This window comes from Pseudomonas sp. GGS8, from assembly GCF_024168645.1.
In the GTDB taxonomy this organism is placed as follows: domain Bacteria; phylum Pseudomonadota; class Gammaproteobacteria; order Pseudomonadales; family Pseudomonadaceae; genus Aquipseudomonas.
In genome coordinates this window covers 1,739,492-1,755,100 of the sequence record NZ_JALJWF010000001.1, presented here as the reverse complement: position 1 = coordinate 1,755,100, position 15,609 = coordinate 1,739,492, and the positions used below count along the sequence as shown (strand labels likewise).

The 15,609-nt window shown below is 58.5% G+C and carries 15 protein-coding genes; 5 read left to right on the top strand and 10 right to left on the bottom strand.

The annotated features are described in order from the left end of the window. Positions 1 to 81: 81 nt before the first annotated feature. The 3 genes from trpB (at position 82) to J3D54_RS07635 (ending at position 2,694) form a co-directional block, all read left to right on the top strand. Positions 82 to 1,317, top strand: coding sequence for a tryptophan synthase subunit beta (gene trpB / locus J3D54_RS07645; protein WP_253417366.1), 1,236 nt, complete (start codon positions 82 to 84; stop codon positions 1,315 to 1,317). Further along, positions 1,317 to 2,129: a tryptophan synthase subunit alpha gene (gene trpA / locus J3D54_RS07640; protein WP_105342748.1), complete on the top strand. Its 813-nt coding sequence runs from the start codon at positions 1,317 to 1,319 to the stop codon at positions 2,127 to 2,129. The genes trpB and trpA overlap by 1 nt, the downstream gene beginning before the upstream one ends. Positions 2,130 to 2,250: 121 nt before the next feature. Then, entirely contained in the window at positions 2,251 to 2,694 is a 444-nt protein-coding gene (locus tag J3D54_RS07635) for an anti-virulence regulator CigR family protein (RefSeq protein ID WP_253417365.1), read from the top strand. Positions 2,695 to 2,774: 80 nt separating this feature from the next. Here the strand turns inward: J3D54_RS07635 and J3D54_RS07630 are convergent, their stop codons facing one another. From J3D54_RS07630 to J3D54_RS07585, 10 genes are all read right to left on the bottom strand, one after another. Continuing rightward, positions 2,775 to 4,736, bottom strand: a complete 1,962-nt coding sequence (locus J3D54_RS07630; protein ID WP_253417364.1) for a DUF4105 domain-containing protein — start codon at positions 4,734 to 4,736, stop codon at positions 2,775 to 2,777. Further along, positions 4,733 to 5,053 (bottom strand): DUF2388 domain-containing protein, encoded by a 321-nt coding sequence (locus tag J3D54_RS07625; protein ID WP_018927234.1) that lies wholly within the window; start codon positions 5,051 to 5,053, stop codon positions 4,733 to 4,735. The genes J3D54_RS07630 and J3D54_RS07625 overlap by 4 nt, the downstream gene beginning before the upstream one ends. A 27-nt stretch (positions 5,054 to 5,080) precedes the next feature. After that, positions 5,081 to 5,398 (bottom strand): DUF2388 domain-containing protein, encoded by a 318-nt coding sequence (locus J3D54_RS07620; protein ID WP_253417363.1) that lies wholly within the window; start codon positions 5,396 to 5,398, stop codon positions 5,081 to 5,083. A 107-nt stretch (positions 5,399 to 5,505) separates the two neighbouring features. Continuing rightward, positions 5,506 to 5,823 carry a DUF2388 domain-containing protein gene (locus tag J3D54_RS07615; protein ID WP_253417362.1) on the bottom strand — a complete coding sequence of 106 codons (318 nt, stop codon included), beginning with the start codon at positions 5,821 to 5,823 and terminating at the stop codon, positions 5,506 to 5,508. Between the two features lie 470 nt (positions 5,824 to 6,293). Then, a complete protein-coding gene (locus J3D54_RS07610) occupies positions 6,294 to 6,509 on the bottom strand; it encodes a DUF1127 domain-containing protein (RefSeq protein ID WP_253417361.1) in 216 nt (71 codons plus the stop codon). A 319-nt stretch (positions 6,510 to 6,828) separates the two neighbouring features. Continuing rightward, positions 6,829 to 8,322 carry an acetyl-CoA hydrolase/transferase family protein gene (locus J3D54_RS07605; RefSeq protein WP_253417360.1) on the bottom strand — a complete coding sequence of 498 codons (1,494 nt, stop codon included), beginning with the start codon at positions 8,320 to 8,322 and terminating at the stop codon, positions 6,829 to 6,831. Between the two features lie 188 nt (positions 8,323 to 8,510). Next, positions 8,511 to 9,959: an NAD(P)(+) transhydrogenase (Re/Si-specific) subunit beta gene (locus J3D54_RS07600; RefSeq protein ID WP_253417359.1), complete on the bottom strand. Its 1,449-nt coding sequence runs from the start codon at positions 9,957 to 9,959 to the stop codon at positions 8,511 to 8,513. Further along, positions 9,959 to 10,282 carry an NAD(P) transhydrogenase subunit alpha gene (locus J3D54_RS07595; RefSeq protein WP_007940759.1) on the bottom strand — a complete coding sequence of 108 codons (324 nt, stop codon included), beginning with the start codon at positions 10,280 to 10,282 and terminating at the stop codon, positions 9,959 to 9,961. Before J3D54_RS07595 ends, J3D54_RS07600 begins: the two co-directional genes overlap by 1 nt. A 15-nt stretch (positions 10,283 to 10,297) precedes the next feature. Continuing rightward, positions 10,298 to 11,419 (bottom strand): Re/Si-specific NAD(P)(+) transhydrogenase subunit alpha, encoded by a 1,122-nt coding sequence (locus tag J3D54_RS07590; protein ID WP_253417358.1) that lies wholly within the window; start codon positions 11,417 to 11,419, stop codon positions 10,298 to 10,300. Between the two features lie 434 nt (positions 11,420 to 11,853). After that, complete coding sequence (locus J3D54_RS07585; protein ID WP_253417357.1) at positions 11,854 to 12,753, bottom strand: LysR family transcriptional regulator; 900 nt, start codon at positions 12,751 to 12,753, stop codon at positions 11,854 to 11,856. A 157-nt stretch (positions 12,754 to 12,910) separates the two neighbouring features. Here J3D54_RS07585 and J3D54_RS07580 point away from each other — a divergent pair, with 157 nt between their 5' ends. Together J3D54_RS07580 and J3D54_RS07575 are read left to right on the top strand one after the other, a co-directional pair. Beyond that, a complete protein-coding gene (locus tag J3D54_RS07580) occupies positions 12,911 to 14,092 on the top strand; it encodes an acyl-CoA dehydrogenase (protein WP_019651177.1) in 1,182 nt (393 codons plus the stop codon). A 13-nt stretch (positions 14,093 to 14,105) separates the two neighbouring features. Beyond that, positions 14,106 to 15,326: a CaiB/BaiF CoA-transferase family protein gene (locus J3D54_RS07575; protein ID WP_253417356.1), complete on the top strand. Its 1,221-nt coding sequence runs from the start codon at positions 14,106 to 14,108 to the stop codon at positions 15,324 to 15,326. Positions 15,327 to 15,609 lie beyond the last annotated feature (283 nt).

Sequence of the window (15,609 nt, the reverse complement as noted above, 5' to 3'; positions counted from 1 at the left end):
CGATCTTATCGGTTTTCAGCATGGGATGTCAGGGGTAGAGTGAAACCCATCGTCACCTCTCGAATACAACTGGAGCGACCCATGACCCAGACTAATCTGCGCAACGGCCCCGACGCCAACGGCCTGTTTGGCGCATTCGGTGGCCGCTACGTCGCCGAAACCTTGATGCCGTTGATCCTCGATCTGGCCCGCGAATACGAAGCGGCCAAGGAAGATCCGGCATTCAAAGAAGAATTGGCCTACTTCCAGCGTGATTACGTCGGACGTCCAAGCCCGCTGTATTTCGCCGAGCGCCTGACAGAGTTCTGCGGCGGCGCGAAGATTTACCTCAAGCGCGAAGAGCTGAACCACACCGGCGCGCACAAGATCAACAACTGTATCGGTCAGATCCTGCTGGCGCGGCGCATGGGCAAGAAACGCATCATCGCCGAGACCGGCGCCGGCATGCACGGCGTGGCGACTGCCACCGTGGCCGCGCGTTTCGGCCTCGAATGCGTGATCTATATGGGCACCACTGACATCGAGCGTCAGCAAGCCAACGTGTTTCGCATGAAGCTGCTGGGCGCCGAAGTGATCCCGGTGGTCGCTGGCACCGGCACCCTCAAAGACGCAATGAACGAAGCCCTGCGTGACTGGGTGACCAACGTCGACACCACCTTCTATCTGATCGGCACCGTGGCCGGCCCGCACCCGTACCCGGCCATGGTTCGCGATTTCCAGGCCGTTATCGGCAAGGAAACCCGTGAGCAGTTGCAAGCCCAGGAAGGCCGTCTGCCCGACAGTCTGGTGGCGTGCATCGGCGGTGGTTCCAATGCCATGGGCCTGTTCCACCCGTTCCTCGATGACAAGAGTGTCGAGATCATCGGCGTCGAAGCCGCCGGTTATGGCATCGAAACCGGTAAGCACGCGGCCAGCCTTAACGGCGGTGTGCCGGGCGTGCTGCACGGCAACCGTACGTTCCTGTTGCAGGACGACGATGGCCAGATCATTGACGCACACTCGATTTCAGCCGGTCTCGACTACCCAGGCATCGGCCCGGAACACGCCTGGTTGCATGACATCGGCCGCGTTCAGTACACCTCGGTGACCGACGACGAAGCCCTCGACGCGTTTCATAAATGCTGCCGCCTGGAAGGGATCATTCCTGCACTGGAAAGCGCCCACGCCTTGGCCGAAGTGTTCAAGCGCGCACCGACCCTGCCCAAAGATCACTTGATGGTGGTCAACCTGTCCGGCCGTGGCGACAAAGACATGCAAACTGTGATGCACCACATGGAACACTCTCAACAAGAGCAATCCAAGCAGGAGAAACACTGATGAGCCGCCTGCAAACGCGTTTTGCCGAACTCAAGGAACAGAACCGCGCCGCCCTGGTGACCTTCGTGACCGCCGGTGACCCGAGCTATGACACGTCCCTGGCTATCCTCAAAGGCTTGCCCGGTGCGGGTGCCGACGTGATCGAGTTGGGCATGCCCTTCACCGATCCGATGGCCGACGGCCCGGCGATCCAGCTGGCCAACATTCGTGCCTTGGGCGCCAAACAGAACCTGGCGAAAACCCTGCAAATGGTTCGCGAGTTCCGTGAAGGCAACAGCGAGACCCCGCTAGTGCTGATGGGGTACTTCAACCCGATTCACATGTACGGTGTGCCACGTTTTATCGCTGAAGCCAAAGAAGCCGGTGTCGATGGCCTGATCGTGGTCGACATGCCGCCGGAGCATAATGCTGAGTTGTGCGACCCGGCACAGGCGGCGGGTCTGGACTTTATCCGTCTGACCACTCCGACGACTGACGACGTGCGTCTGCCGACCGTTCTGAATGGCAGTTCCGGATTTGTTTACTACGTGTCGGTGGCGGGTGTGACCGGTGCGGGCGCGGCGACTCTGGAACATGTCGAAGAAGCCGTCACCCGTCTGCGTCGCCATACCGATCTGCCGATCAGCATCGGCTTCGGTATTCGCACACCGGAGCAGGCAGCGGCCATCGCACGTCTGGCTGATGGTGTGGTGGTGGGGTCGGCGCTGATCGATCACATCGCCAATGCCTCAACGCCGGATCAGGCTGTGGAGGGCGTACTCAGCCTGTGCGCGGCTTTGTCCGACGGCGTGCGTAAAGCGCGGGTCAGCTGAAGGTAAAGTTCCTGATACAGAGGAATTAGCGCCGCACCGCACAGACTAAATAGCAAGACCTAGGGCTTCAGGACTACGTTCTGAAGCCCTTTTTGCTGTATGTGCAGTGAGGGAAGACCCGATGAAAATGCCCAAACGTCTGATTGCCAGCCTGGGTGTGCTGATGCTCAGTGCGACGCCGTTGCTGCACGCCAGCGCCGATCAGCGCGACGATCACGACCGCGGCGGCCCGCAGCAGGGCCAGTACGACAATCGTGGCGACGATCACCGGGGCCCGCATGACTATCGTCACGGCGGTCCACCACGGGACTTCGGTCCGGTGCGCCAGACTATCCACGACAACCATGGCTATTTTGTGCGCGGTGCGCCGCCACCCCCGGGTATTCATCTGGTCCGTGGCCGGCCGCTGCCCCACGGTTATTACGGCGAGCGCCTGGATAACCGTGCGTTGGGCCGACTGCCGCATTATCCGGGTTATGAGTGGCGCCGTGCGGGCGGCGACATTGTGCTGATCGCCATAGGGACCGGGATTGTTTATGAAATTCTCGAAGGGGTGCTCTACTGATCGACCGGATCTCAACAGGCAACCCCCGACTTATGTAGCAGCCGCCTTCGGCAGCTGCTACATAGCCCGTGATGTTTCAACTAGGGCAACTCCAACCCACCCGCGGCCTTGTGCAACTTTCTCAAATGTTCGCCAACCTGTTTCAGGTTCTCTTCGTTGGCGGCCATTTCAGCCGCGCGGCTCGGATCGAGTAGTGCTCGCACTTCCTTGTCGAGGTCCCCGGTCAGCGCTTGAAGCTGTTTCTGGCGCAAGTTGCTTTCTGACTCCAGGCGCGTCCACTCGTTCGGCTGCGGCAAGCCATAACCACCAGTGCCAAGCAGTTCGGCCGGACGGCTGAGGAAGCCGCTGTTGGCGAGAATCTGCTGCAAGGTTGCGTTGGCTTTATCCATGCCGCCGTTGTTCAACTCCCGAGCGCCCAGGTAGCGTTGTTTCACTTCGTCTTGGGCCAACACTATTTGTTGGCGAAAACTGGCTTGCTCCAGCAGCAGCAATGCCGCGCTGGTGCGCAAATCAGCCTGGTCAATCCATTTGCGGCGCTCATCCGCTTTCAATGCCAGCCAGTCTTCGACCTTTTCCTGCTTGATCGGCAAATGCTTTTTCAGCACCTCGAACATCGCTTGATAGCGATCGCGGAAGGAGTCGAAGCGATAGCCCAGGCGTAATGCTTCGCGAGGGTCGTCAAGCACACGGGTATCCGCCAGTCCGCGGCCCTTGAGCACTTCCAGCAAGCCGTTGGGCATGATGCTGTCGAGCCCTGTCAGCTGGGTATTATTGCTGCCGCTGCGCAGTAGTTTCAGGCTTTCCACGGCGCAGTTGTTGGACAGGAAGAAGTAATTGCCGTCGTAACTCCAGTGCATCTCGGCGGCATGTTCCACCACGTCTTCGATCTCGCTACGCGACAGATTCAGTGGCACCGAGGCCAGGCTGCGCAGTTCGGTCTTGGTGTATTCGTCGATCACTTGGGCCAGCGGCAACACAAACAGGCGCGATGGGTATTTACCCACCAGCCCATCCCAACTCGACAACTGCACGTCACCGACGAAAGCACGGTAGGACAGCACCAGATGTTGATCCAGATCGAGGCGGCAATCCGGCCCGCGAGGCCGACCGGGCGCGCAGATCACCAGTCGCAGCATGCTGTGACCCCAGCGGCTGACCCAGTTCTGGTTGGCTTCTGCCAGCAGATAGTCGACGGCATACACCCGTTCCGGATCGACCTGGCCCAAGGGCTGTTTGGCGAAATCGTTGCCTGCATTGAGGAAGGCGAATGATCGGGCGCATGTGTTTTTGGCGGCGGGCGCCCAGCCGAAGTGTTCTTTGTAGTAGCGATACAGTGCAGGGCGACGGCAAGCATAGCTTGGGTCGAGGAGGAAGTACTCCATGTTGACCGCGACGAACTCCTTCGGGCTGCTCGTCTCGTAGATGTCCGGGCTGCGGGCAATCTGCCGGTTGTGCTGCTCGCGCTCGCCGCGCCGACCGACGTATTGCGGCCAGCCGGCCAGATCGAGCAGGCGAGGGTCGTCGCTGAGGGTCCAGCGTCGGTCGGTCTGCCCGCGGCACTGATCCGGGATGCCGATCAGCCCGGAGCTGCTGTTACGTTGTGTGCAGCGCTGGATCAGTGTGCGTTCGGCGTCCGGCCACAGGCGTGCGCGGTCGTAGATGTGGGTGAGCTCATGCAACACCGTGGCGAGCATTTCCTGGCGCACGGTGCCGTGGGGGCGATAGGTTTTTTTGGTCGCGGCGCTGCCGTCGGTGAGGCTGGCGAGCAGGTTGCGATTCAGGTCGAGCTCAGACACCAGCGATGCCTGGCCATAGGCATTGCTCGGCATGTTGTCGGTCCAGCCGACATCGATGCGTCGGTCCAGCTGCTCGATGAAGCGTGGCGGTAACGCCTGCATGGCTTCATCAAGCAGCGCCTGACTGGCCTGCTGTTGCGCGGGGCTCAGGCCGTCGGTCTTGAGCCGTAATTGCAGACTGGCCTGAACCGTGTTGCCGAGCAGCAACACGACCCCGGCCAGCAGCCAGGCGCTTAGTGATTTCACAGTGCGAGGATGGCTTCGGCGAGAACCTGATCACTGGCGTCGCGGGCTTCCGGTACGCGGGTGCGCAAGGTGTCGAAGGCCGCCTCCAGGTGTGCACCACGGATTTCACCCTCGCTGGCGACGAAACTGGCCGCATCGTCGTGGGCTTCACGAACGATCTTCGAATCGCGGATGGACGTGGTGGTATCGGAAGTGAAATCAAGCGTGCGCTGGGAGGCGCGAATGATCATGTTACTGGTGGCTACCAGAGTGTGGGCCTGGGCCACGTCGGCCAATAACAGCAGGCCAAGGGTGGCAGCAATCAGCGGGCTACGCATGGAGTGACTCCGGAGAAACAAGGATAACTATTGGACGAGAATTGCCTGCGCCAGTTCAAGGTCGCTGGCATGAAGTTTTGGCTGGGTCCGGCGCAGGTAGATCAAGGCCGATTCCAGTTGTGCTCCTCGCAGTTGGCCGTCAGTGGCGATGAACGCTGCAGCGTCATCCCGGGCGGCGATCAGCATTTTATGGTCGAAGGGGGCGGAGGTCACCATGCTGGTGGCGTAACCACTGGCTACGGTGCCTTGTGTGGATAGGTTGAAAGCGTCGAAGGCATGGGCCGAACCCGACCAGCAGGCCGCGAGAAAAACCGGAGTGATCAACAGACTTGAAAGAAAGCGCATGAGGCTCGATAGCTGAAAGCGAGCCCCAAGGCTAGCGCAATGCCCGGGCTAGAGCCAGCGCCGAAACATTGGGACACGACGGGCGTGTCCCGGTTCAGCGCAGTTGCCTAGATCGTCAGGATGGCCTGGGCCAGCTGTGCGTCGGTCGCATTCAGTTGTGGAGCCTGTTGGCGGATATGGTTGAGCGCGCTTTCCAGTTTCGCGCCACGGATGGCACCTTCACTGGCAACGAAGCTGGCGGCATCGTCACGGGCAGCACGAACGATTTTGTTGTCGCGAAAGGAGGACGAGACATCCGAAGTCGCGTCGGAGGAAGCCTTCAGGCCACCCACGATGGAGTCGGTGGTCACGATAAAGCTGGTGGCATGGGCATTGGCAGCCATGGCAAGCAGGGCGGCAGCGCTGAGCAGACGAAGGCGGGACATGAGGTAGCTCCTTTGGATAGACCGATAGGGAGGTGGCGCAGGATCAGACGCCTGTCTTAAAGCGTTCGCCACGTTTATCTGGATATTAGGCCTGAGCACCTCGGTTAGAACAGCCCCGTCTGTTCATGCAGAACGGTTAGTCCAATTCGTTGAGCCGGTCGGCACGACTGATGTTCGGCTCCGAGAGCTGTTGGTCTTTGAGTTGGACCAGCAAACGCCGGGTTTGAGCCCTTTTCGAGCGGGGCGGGAATCGATGGTGATCTCTTTGCACCTCCAGACACGCCCAAATTAAATTGTACTGGTCATTTCGTGTAAATTAAAAACTGTACCTATTGGTGGCTATTTCCTCTGTACGACCCAAAATGAAGCCCAAAACGACAAAACCCGTCGTGGTTTCCCACGACGGGTTTTGTTTGTTCAATTCGGGTTGCTGGCGGTGGACCCGGTGGGTCAGAGCCAGCGACGCTAACTTAGCGCCAGAACGGCTTGCTCAGCTCTTCGTAGCGTTGTGCTTCGCTAATCCCGGCGTCAGCCAGCAGACGCGAATCCAGACGAGCCAGTTGATGGCGGCTGGAGATGCGGCGCTGCCACAGCATCAGGTTGGCGATAACGCGCAAAGGCAGGGAAGCCTGGGTTTTTGCAGCAGTGTCTTCGAAGAACAGTTCGGAACTGATTGTACGTTCCATGGTTGACATCCTTCCGCTTGTGGCGGGATTAGGTAGTGGTTTAACTGATGCCAATGATCCTCTCGTTTGGCCAGTCTCTGTAGATACAGTTCACCTGTATTGTGAGAGACCAGTTAACTGTTAAACGGTGGTGTACTGGTCTAAATTGAGGCAACTGTACTTGTCGGCACCGATATGGTGCATTTTTAGGTATTTGGCTGGAAAAGGTAGTCCGTTACGGTAGGAAAAGACCGGTACAGCAGTACAGTTTTTGATTAAAAAGAATGCTGCAACGGCAAGCTGACGAAACTGTGTTTGCGTCAGCTGCTATCTGTATCAATTACATCGTCAGCATGCGCCCGGTTTCTTCCAGGTTGATGTGCCAACTCAGGGCATCGCGCAGGATGTGCGGGGTGTGCCCGCCGACTGCGCAAGCAGCGGTGAAGTAGTCGTTCAGGGCCGGGCGATAGTCCGGGTGAACGCAGTTGTCGATGATGACGCGGGCCCGCTCACGCGGCGCCAGGCCACGGAGGTCGGCCAGGCCGATCTCGGTCACGAGGATGTCGACATCATGTTCTGTGTGATCGACGTGGCTGACCATGGGGACCACGCTGGAAATCGCGCCGCCCTTGGCGATCGACTTGGTGACAAAGATCGCCAGGTGCGCATTGCGCGCGAAGTCGCCCGAGCCGCCGATGCCATTCATCATCCGCGTGCCGCAGACGTGGGTGGAGTTGACGTTGCCGTACAGGTCGAACTCCAGCGCGGTGTTGATGCCGATGATACCCAGGCGTCGCACCACTTCGGGGTGATTGGAGATTTCCTGAGGGCGTAGTACCAGCTTGTCCTTATAGTGCTCCAGATTCCCGAATACATCGGCATTGCGCCGGCTCGACAGGGTGATCGAACTACCCGAAGCAAAGCTCAACTTGCCGGCGTCGATCAAATCGAAAGTCGAATCCTGCAGGACTTCGGAGTACATGGTCAGGTCTTCGAATGGCGAGTCGATCAAGCCGCACATCACTGCGTTGGCGATACTGCCGATACCGGCCTGCAGCGGGCCGAGCTTGTTGGTCATGCGACCGGCAGCCACTTCTTGCTTGAAGAAGTCGATCAGGTGGTCAGCGATGGCTTGGGTGTCCACATCCGGCGGCAGCACAGTAGAGGGCGAGTCGGATTGATTAGTGATCACGATCGCGACGATTTTTTCCGGCGGTATCGGGATGGCGGTGCTGCCGATGCGGTCATCGACCTTTACCAGTGGAATAGGCGTGCGGGTCGGCCGGTAGGTAGGGATATAGATGTCGTGCAAGCCTTCGAGATTCGGGTTGTGCGCGAGATTGATCTCGACGATCACGTGTTTGGCGAAAATCGCGAAGCTGGCCGAGTTGCCCACCGAGGTGGTCGGCACGATATGGCCCTGCTCGGTGATCGCCACAGCTTCGATCACCGCGATGTCCGGCAGCTTGAGTTGCTGGTTACGCAGCTGCTCTACGGTTTCCGACAGGTGCTGGTCGATGAACATGACTTCGCCGGCATTGATTGCCTTGCGCAGGGTGCTGTCCACCTGGAACGGCATGCGCCGCGACAGTACGCCGGCTTCAGTCAGCTGTTTGTCGAGGTCGTTGCCCAGGCTGGCGCCGGTCATCAAGCTTATTTTCAGTGGCGTGACCTTGGCGCGCTCGGCCAGTGCATGAGGCACTGCCTTGGCTTCGCCGGCTCGGGTAAAGCCGCTCATACCGACGGTCATCCCGTCTTGAATCAGAGCGGCTGCGTCGGCGGCGCTCATCACCTTGTCCAACAATGAAGGCAAGCGAATACGGTCACGGTACATGATTGTTATCTCGGGCAACGGAAGCAAGATGCGCAGTCTAGTGAATTCGAGCGATTTCCGTCCCGCTACCAAGGTCGCATTCGAGGCGTCTATTCCGGTGCTTTCAGGCAAAACACCTTTACAGGATCGGTAATAGACGCAAACAAAAACGCCCCGATGAGTCGGGGCGTTCAGGTTGTCGAAGGGTTTTACTCGACGGCTTTAACCATGTCTTCGATGACTTTCTTCGCGTCGCCGAACACCATCATGGTCTTGTCCAGATAGAACAGCTCGTTGTCCAGACCGGCATAGCCGCTGGCCATCGACCGCTTGTTGACGATGATGGTCTTGGCCTTGAACGCTTCGAGAATCGGCATGCCGGCAATCGGCGATTTCGGGTCGTTCTTGGCCGCCGGGTTCACCACGTCGTTGGCGCCAAGCACCAGCACCACGTCGGCTTGGCCGAACTCGGAGTTGATGTCTTCCATCTCGAACACCTGGTCGTAAGGCACTTCGGCCTCGGCCAGCAATACGTTCATGTGGCCAGGCATCCGGCCGGCAACCGGGTGAATCGCATACTTCACGGTCACGCCACGGTGGGTCAGCTTCTCGGTCAGCTCTTTCAACGCATGCTGCGCGCGAGCCACCGCCAGGCCATAGCCCGGAACGATGATCACGGTGTCGGCGTTGGTCAGCAGGAAGGTGGCGTCGTCAGCCGAACCGGACTTCACCGGACGGGCCTCCTTGGAGCCTGCCGGGCCAGCGTCCGCGGTATTGCCGAAACCGCCGAGCAGCACGTTGAAGAACGAACGGTTCATCGCCTTGCACATGATGTACGAGAGGATCGCACCGGATGAACCCACCAGCGAGCCGGCAATGATCAGCATCGAGTTGTTCAGCGAGAAGCCGATACCCGCTGCTGCCCAGCCGGAGTAGCTGTTGAGCATCGACACCACGACGGGCATGTCGGCACCGCCGATCGGGATGATGATCAGCACACCCATCACGAAGGCCAGGGCCAGCATCAGAGCAAACGCGCTGAGATTGCCGGTCAGCATGAAGGTGATGCCCAATGCCAGTGTCGCCATGCCCAACAACAGGTTCAGCTTGTGTTGACCGCTGAACTGTACCGGTGCGCCCTGGAACAGACGGAACTTGTACTTGCCCGAGAGTTTACCGAAGGCGATCACCGAACCGGAGAAGGTGATTGCACCGATGGCCGCGCCGAGGAACAACTCCAGACGGTTGCCCGCCGGAATCGAATCACCCAGGTGTTTAACGATACCCAGGGACTGCGGTTCGACCACTGCCGCGATAGCGATGAACACTGCGGCCATACCGATCATGCTGTGCATGAAGGCGACCAGCTCCGGCATCTTGGTCATTTCAACGCGCTTGGCCATGATCGAACCGGCGGTGCCGCCGACCAGCAGGCCGACGATGACATAACCAATGCCGGCGGTAGCACCGCCTTGCTCAATAGACAGCGCCGCCAGCTTATAGATGAGACCGATGGTGGTGAGGATCGCCAAGGCCATGCCGAGCATGCCGTAAACATTGCCGCGCCGCGAGGTGGTCGGGTGCGACAGGCCTTTGAGGGCCTGGATGAAGCAGATCGACGCGATCAGATACAGCGTCGTTACCAGATTCATGCTCATTACTTGGGCGCCTCTTCTTGTACGGCTTTCGGGGCTTTTTTCTTGAACATCTCAAGCATGCGACGGGTGACGAGGAAACCACCGAACACGTTCACGGCTGCCAGAGCCACCGCCAGGGTGCCCATGGTTTTGCCCAGTGGTGTTACGGTCAAAGCGGCCGCCAGCATCGCGCCGACGATCACAATCGCCGAAATGGCGTTGGTCACCGCCATCAACGGCGTGTGCAGTGCAGGTGTAACGTTCCAGACCACGTGATAACCGACATAAATCGCCAGCACGAAGATGATCAGGTTGTAGATACCGGGGGAGATAAGCTCTTCCATCGTCTGAATCCCTGCTTAGGCGTTTTTGCGGATGACTTGGCCATCGCGGCACATCAGGCACGCGGCGACGATATCGTCTTCGAGGTTCACTTCGAACTGGCCTTCCTTGTTGAAGATCAGCTTCAGGAAGTCCAGCAGGTTGCGCGCGTACAGTGCCGAAGCGTCTGCCGCGACCGCGCCGGCCAGGTTAGTCGGGCCGACAATGGTCACGCCATTCGAGACCACGACCTGATCCGCCACGGTCAACGGGCAGTTGCCGCCCTGGGCTGCGGCGAGGTCGATGACCACCGAGCCTGGCTTCATCTGCGCCACGGTTTCTGCGCTGAGCAGCGTCGGCGCCTTGCGGCCCGGGATCAATGCGGTGGTGATAACGATGTCAGCCTGCTTGGCGCGCTCGTGCACGGCCAGGGCCTGACGCTGCATCCAGCTGGCAGGCATTGGTCGCGCGTAACCGCCGACACCGACGGCGCATTCGCGCTCTTCATCGGTTTCGTACGGCACGTCGACGAATTTCGCACCCAGGGATTCAATTTGCTCCTTCACCGCAGGACGCACATCGGACGCTTCGATCACAGCACCCAGACGCTTCGCGGTGGCAATCGCCTGCAAGCCGGCGACGCCAGCGCCGAGAATCAGCACGCGTGCCGCTTTTACGGTACCTGCGGCGGTCATCAGCATCGGCATGAAGCGTGGGTAGTAATGAGCGGCCAGCAGCACGGCTTTATAACCGGCGATGTTCGCTTGGGAGGACAGCACATCCAGGCTCTGGGCGCGGGAAGTACGCGGTGCGGCTTCCAGCGCAAACGCGGTAATGCCGCACTCGGCCAGTTTGGCGATGGTTTCATTGCTGAACGGGTTGAGCATGCCCACCACGACGGTGCCGCTCTTGATCAGTGTCAGTTCGCTGTCGCTGGGGGCGACCACCTTGAGAATCAGCTCGGCACCAAACGCATCGTTGGCGCTGCCAATGGTTGCGCCTGCCGCTTCATAAGCACTGTCGACAACGCTGGCTTTAATGCCTGCGCCGCTTTGTACAGTGACCTTATGACCCTGGCCGATCAGCTTCTTGATGGTTTCCGGGGTTGCAGCAACCCGTGTTTCACCCGTTTGGGTTTCGAGAGGAACACCAATGTGCACGTCAAATCTCCTGCGTGATCTTATTGAGTAAACCCAGGCACTTCGGATGGTGCGGCTGGGGCGGCCGATCAGCACGATCCCGCCGAATCAGGGCGGGGCGCGGCATTTTGCAGGCGAACTTTGTGCCCTTCAAGGGATTATGACGGGTGACGGAAAATTAACTACAAGTCACCCCGTGACCGAATGTCGCACCTTTCCGTTAAATCCCTTGCAGGCCGTGGCTTATAAGGATTTTTGCCAAAATTCAAGAATTTACATATCCGCACAGTGAATAGGTTGTCATTGCTTGCCAATAGAGGCTCAAAGCCACGTACTCAAACGCTTGTGGGACGTTTGTGCTGTTTGTGGGCACAGTCTGTCAATATGCGACAAATACTTATATCTGTAGTGCTTTTGTTTTGCTGACTACGTGATCAGCTAATGGGTGTAAGCCTTTATCCTTCTAGGTTGTAGCTGTGTGCCTGATTCACCAGCCAATCGCGAAATGCCTTCAAAGAGGCTGATTCGACCTTTCGATCAGGAATCATCAGGTAGTAGGCCTTGATGCTCGATAGTGCTTGAGCATTGGCAATGACCAGACGCTTCTCCACCAACTCGCGCTGAATCAGGAATGGCGGAATCAGCGCGATCCCCATGTCATGCATCGCCGCTTGGGCGAGCATGGAGAATAGCTCGTAACGCGGTCCTGTCATGTCTCGCGGGATATTCAGGTTCTGGGAGTTGAACCATTGGCGCCAGGCATAAGGGCGAGTGGTCTGTTGCAGCAAGGGCAACTCGGCGATTTCACTTGGGCTCAGGTCGGTTTTTTGGCCCAGCAGCGTGGGGCTGCACACCGGCATCGGATTCTCACCCATTAGTCTGTGGGACTCGGTACCTGGCCAGTCAGCGTCGCCGAAATAAATGGCGGCATCGAAGTCGGTGTCGGCAAACAGGAAGGGGCGCGTACGGTTGGTGAGATTGACCGTCACCTCCGGGTGTTTGTGCTGGAAGTCCTTGAGTCGTGGCAGCAGCCATTGAGTGCCGAAGGTCGGAACCACTGCCAGTTCGATCGCGTTGGCGCCTTGCTGGCCCATCACTGACAAGGTGTCCCGTTCAACCGCGTCGAGTTGGGTAGCTACCCTGCGGCTGTAGGAAAGCCCGGCTTCCGTCAGCTTCACTCCGCGCCGCGAGCGTCGGAACAGTTCGACATTGAGGAACTCCTCAAGGCTGGCGATCTGTCGGCAAATCGCTCCCTGAGTGAGCGAGAGCTCCTGGGCAGCCTTGGTAAAGCTCTCGTGGCGCGCTGCCGCTTCAAAGCTGATCAGGGCCGTTGTACTGGGGATCTTCCTGCGCATGTACGTCAACCTCACTAATGCACCGCATAAAAGCGATTTTGCAACGTTTCGAAGTGAGAAATTAGCACAACAGTATGCGAAAACCTCGTTTGCCGGGACGCCGAACCCGGCCTAGGATCAACCCACGTTATTTGACCCGATTCGAGAGGACTCACTCATGGGCGGTAAAGCTAGCTTCAACTGGATCGATCCCCTGTTGCTGGATCAACAGCTCACTGAAGAAGAACGCATGATTCGCGACACGGCCGAGCAGTTCGCTCAGCAGAAGCTCGCGCCGCGTGTTCTCGAGGCTTTCCGTCATGAGAAGACTGACCCGGCGATCTTCCGTGAGATGGGTGAGGTGGGTCTGCTGGGTGCGACCATCCCTGAGCAATACGGTGGCAGCGGCCTGAACTATGTCAGCTATGGCCTGATTGCCCGTGAGGTCGAGCGTGTCGACTCCGGCTATCGCTCAATGATGAGTGTGCAGTCCTCGCTGGTCATGGTTCCGATCAATGAATTCGGTACCGAAGCACAGAAGCAGAAATACCTGCCGAAGCTGGCCACGGGTGAATGGATTGGTTGCTTCGGTCTGACCGAGCCCAATCACGGTTCCGACCCGGGCGCGATGATTACTCGTGCACGCAAAGTGGAAGGTGGCTACAGCCTCACCGGCAGCAAGATGTGGATCACCAACAGCCCGATCGCTGATGTATTCGTAGTTTGGGCTAAGGACGATGCGGGCGATATTCGCGGCTTTGTATTGGAGAAGGGCTGGAAAGGTCTGAGCGCCCCGGCGATTCATGGCAAGGTCGGCCTGCGTGCATCCATTACCGGCGAGATCGTCATGGACAACGTATTTGTTCCTGAAGAGAACATCTTCCCGGATGTCCGTGGTTTGAAGGGCCCTTTTACCTGCCTTAACTCGGCGCGTTACGGCATTTCCTGGGGCGCACTGGGCGCTGCCGAGTTCTGCTGGCACACCGCTCGTCAGTACACCCTGGATCGCCAGCAGTTTGGTCGTCCATTGGCGGCCACTCAGTTGATCCAGAAGAAGCTGGCCGACATGCAGACCGAAATCACTCTGGCGCTGCAAGGCTGCCTGCGTCTGGGGCGTATGAAAGATGAAGGTACTGCTGCGGTCGAGATCACTTCGATGATGAAGCGCAACTCCTGCGGCAAGTCCCTCGATATCGCGCGCATGGCGCGCGATATGCTGGGTGGCAACGGTATCTCCGATGAGTTCGGTGTGGCTCGCCACCTGGTCAACCTGGAAGTGGTGAATACCTATGAAGGTACGCATGACGTCCACGCGCTGATCCTCGGTCGCGCGCAGACCGGCATCCAGGCGTTCTATTAATAGGAGAACGGCCATGGGCGCGCTTTCGCATCTAAGGGTACTGGATTTATCGCGGGTACTCGCCGGGCCTTGGGCCGGGCAGATCCTGGCGGACCTTGGCGCTGACGTCATCAAGGTTGAGCGCCCTGGCAATGGTGATGACACGCGCGCTTGGGGGCCGCCGTTCCTTAAAGACGCTTATGGTGAGAATACCAGCGAGGCGGCCTATTACTTGTCCGCCAACCGCAATAAGCAATCGGTGACCATCGACTTCACGCGGTCAGAGGGGCAGCAGCTGGTGCGTGAGTTGGCGGCGAAGTCGGACATCCTCATCGAGAACTTCAAGGTCGGTGGTCTTGCGGGGTATGGGCTGGACTACGAGTCGCTTAAGGCGGCCAATCCGAAGCTGATCTATTGCTCGATCACCGGGTTCGGTCAGACCGGTCCGTATGCCAAGCGTGCGGGTTATGACTTCATGATTCAGGGCTTGGGCGGTCTGATGAGTTTGACCGGTCGCCCCGAAGGAGATGAAGGTGCAGGCCCGGTGAAAGTCGGCGTGGCGCTGACAGACATTCTGACTGGGCTCTATTCAACGGTAGCGATCCTGGCTGCGCTGGCTCATCGGGATCATGACGGTGGCGGTCAGCACATTGATATGGCATTGCTGGACGTTCAGGTGGCGTGTCTGGCGAACCAGGCGATGAACTACCTGACTACGGGCATTGCCCCTAAACGTCTGGGCAACGCTCACCCGAATATCGTGCCTTATCAGGACTTTCCTACAGCCGATGGCGATTTCATCCTCACAGTGGGAAACGATGGGCAGTTCCGCAAATTTGCGGAGGTGGCCGGGCAGCCGCAGTGGGCGGATGATCCGCGTTTTGCGACCAATAAGTTAAGGGTGGCAAATCGGGCTGTACTGATTCCACTGATCCGCCAGGCAACTGTGTTCAAGACCACTGCTGAATGGGTGACGCTGTTGGAGCAGGCAGGTGTGCCGTGTGGGCCGATCAATGATCTGGCCCAAGTGTTTGCCGATCCTCAGGTTCAGGCTCGTGGGTTGGCTATTGAGCTGCCTCATGCTTTGGCCGGGATCGTACCGCAAGTTGCGAGCCCGATACGCCTGTCCGAGACGCCAGTGGAGTACCGCAGCGCACCTCCTTTATTGGGTGAGCACACACTGGAGGTTCTGCAGCGGGTATTGGGTCTGGATGCCGGCGCAGTCGCTGCTTTCAAAGAGGCGGGGGTGCTCTGAAGTCCTCTTCTATATAAAGGGAGGGTTTTTGCTCTCCTATATAGAAGGAGAACGGGTGGTTTTTCGGTTTCCTGCAAGCTATTGATAGAAAAGCCAAATTAGAGGTTGACGGCAGATTCTGGACGTCTATAATTCGCCCCAATTCCGGCGCAGTCGAAACGGAAAACTCCTTGGTAAACAATGAGTTACGAAGTTTTCGGCAGCAGCTACGCTTCAGTTCATCGAGGCCAGAAGGAGTTGATAAGGCAGAGTGTTGTCGCCTTATTGACGGTTCGATCCTCTC

Bases quoted from the DNA above. Each gene is read 5' to 3' on its own strand.
- J3D54_RS07620 (WP_253417363.1), bottom strand. From the start codon at position 5,398: ATGCGCTTTCTTTCAAGTCTGTTGATCACTCCGGTTTTTCTCGCGGCC.
- J3D54_RS07625 (WP_018927234.1), bottom strand. From the start codon at position 5,053: ATGCGTAGCCCGCTGATTGCTGCCACCCTTGGCCTGCTGTTATTGGCC.
- J3D54_RS07610 (WP_253417361.1), bottom strand. From the start codon at position 6,509: ATGGAACGTACAATCAGTTCCGAACTGTTCTTCGAAGACACTGCTGCA.
- J3D54_RS07605 (WP_253417360.1), bottom strand. From the start codon at position 8,322: ATGTACCGTGACCGTATTCGCTTGCCTTCATTGTTGGACAAGGTGATG.
- J3D54_RS07635 (WP_253417365.1), top strand. From the start codon at position 2,251: ATGAAAATGCCCAAACGTCTGATTGCCAGCCTGGGTGTGCTGATGCTC.
- trpA (WP_105342748.1), top strand. From the start codon at position 1,317: ATGAGCCGCCTGCAAACGCGTTTTGCCGAACTCAAGGAACAGAACCGC.
- J3D54_RS07585 (WP_253417357.1), bottom strand. From the start codon at position 12,753: ATGCGCAGGAAGATCCCCAGTACAACGGCCCTGATCAGCTTTGAAGCG.
- J3D54_RS07595 (WP_007940759.1), bottom strand. From the start codon at position 10,282: ATGGAAGAGCTTATCTCCCCCGGTATCTACAACCTGATCATCTTCGTG.
- J3D54_RS07575 (WP_253417356.1), top strand. From the start codon at position 14,106: ATGGGCGCGCTTTCGCATCTAAGGGTACTGGATTTATCGCGGGTACTC.
- J3D54_RS07580 (WP_019651177.1), top strand. From the start codon at position 12,911: ATGGGCGGTAAAGCTAGCTTCAACTGGATCGATCCCCTGTTGCTGGAT.
- J3D54_RS07615 (WP_253417362.1), bottom strand. From the start codon at position 5,823: ATGTCCCGCCTTCGTCTGCTCAGCGCTGCCGCCCTGCTTGCCATGGCT.
- trpB (WP_253417366.1), top strand. From the start codon at position 82: ATGACCCAGACTAATCTGCGCAACGGCCCCGACGCCAACGGCCTGTTT.
- J3D54_RS07600 (WP_253417359.1), bottom strand. From the start codon at position 9,959: ATGAGCATGAATCTGGTAACGACGCTGTATCTGATCGCGTCGATCTGC.